The organism is Vibrio sp. Vb1554 (genome assembly GCF_033344235.1).
Map to the genome: position 1 here is coordinate 1 of NZ_JAWPOJ010000126.1, position 1,651 is coordinate 1,651.

A 1,651-nucleotide genomic window follows, 5' to 3' on the forward strand; every position below is an offset into this window, starting at 1 on the left:
TCATAAAACACGGGATGGTCGGCGTCGCAACGCGCTAATGCCTCTTTGATTCTGGCGAGTTTGGCTTCTTTATCTGGATCTTTGATATGCAATGTTGGAGAGGCTCTTCGCCAGACAATCCCAAGTTTAGGCAACCATCGACGAATGGTCGATGAGTGCACGTTAAACCCAAATATCCGATTCACTTCTATTGCCATTAGCTCGGTACTCCAACGTGAACGCTGATATCCCAGACTTTGAGGATTCAGTGCGAGTAAAGAGGTCAATACAGCGGCAATTTGAAGAAATGGAAGCGTCGCGGCTCTGCCTCGAGTTGAGCTTTCCAAGCCATCGATGCCGCATTCCGTGTACCAGTGAATCCAGCGTCCTATAGAAGAGCGGGCTGCAACCAGAATCTTCGAGACTGTGGTAACAGAATGTCCTTGAGAAAGCAGCAATATGGCATTCAAGCGTCGGCAATGGTCTTTATCCTTAGTTTTATGCATCTTTTTAGTGATACGACGTCGTTCAGCGCGGTCAGGTAATGTTAGAATCATGGGAACTCGGTAACGGTTGCGGGTTTGTATGTTTGGCGACTGATCAGATCGCTCAAACGGTACCGAGTTCCCTTCTTTTTTACACACCGGTGATCTACATTTAGGAACAGCTATTTAGCACGCTTATAACAAACGCTTCAAGAGGGACAGCCAACGCGTGGCATTTTTTACTGTGCGTTGGTTTTTGTGATTATGGTGTTATGCGGTAAGTTGGTAGTAGCGTTGTCTGCCCCTTAAGCGGGCGTTAGCTTAAAGTATTTAAAATCAATTGTTTGTGGCTTTTTCTTTCTTCCTTTAGCAATTCGTTCAGGTTATTTCGGCAAATCAGCATTGTTTGCCAACGTGAATTTTGAGTTGTTGCCTCAATTGGGTTTTGGGGCTGCACGAGGTTAGCCAGTTTGGCGCAAAGTCGCTTTGGAAGTTTTGCTTTCGCTTTGAGTTCTTCGAAAATGATGTGTCAAAATTTTTGGGTTTTCAAATCGCATGAAAGGCCACAAAGTTTGAATCAATTCGGGGTTTAAAACTCAAGTGGTTTGTTGGTTTGCCAAATCGGGTTAATCTCAGTTTTTCTAAATCTAAGGTGCTGAAATTTAAGCTAACAAACTGCTTAAGAGGGATTCGCAATGCGTGGCATTTTCAGCATGCGGTGAGTTTTGTGATTAAGGTGGTGTGCGGTAGCTTTTGCAGTGCATTGCTCACCCCTTAGCAGGGCGTTATGTTTAATCAAATAAAATCAGTAGCTTGTGGTTTTCTTTTCTACCTAAGTCATGCCGTCTTTATCTTTCGGCAAACTGGCATCGTCGGGCGCTGTTTTCTGGACATTTATTCTTTGGCGCTAAAAACTCGGAGAGTTGCCTCATTGAATTTCGGAGCAAGTTAACGTGAGGATATTTAGCTCAATCTCTAAGTGAGACTTTTTTTGTATTTTCTGCTCTAAAAGCTCAAGTTCAATTTACAAAAGCTTATGAGTTAAATCAGTTTTTAGGTTTTTGGTTTTTGTTTACAAAAGTAAGTTGGTTTAAACTTCTGTTCAGTTGAACGTAAGGTATTGAATCTTAAACATAACAAACAGTTCAAGAGGGATTCACAACGCGTGGCATTTTTACTATGCGTTA

At 42.5% G+C, this 1,651-nt stretch carries 1 protein-coding gene; it reads right to left on the reverse strand.

Going from position 1 to position 1,651, the window contains the following annotated elements:
- A partial coding sequence (locus tag R8N28_RS24215; protein WP_318183545.1) for a helix-turn-helix domain-containing protein occupies positions 1 to 536 on the reverse strand: 536 nt, incomplete at its 3' end.
- Positions 537 to 1,651: the final 1,115 nt, after the last annotated feature.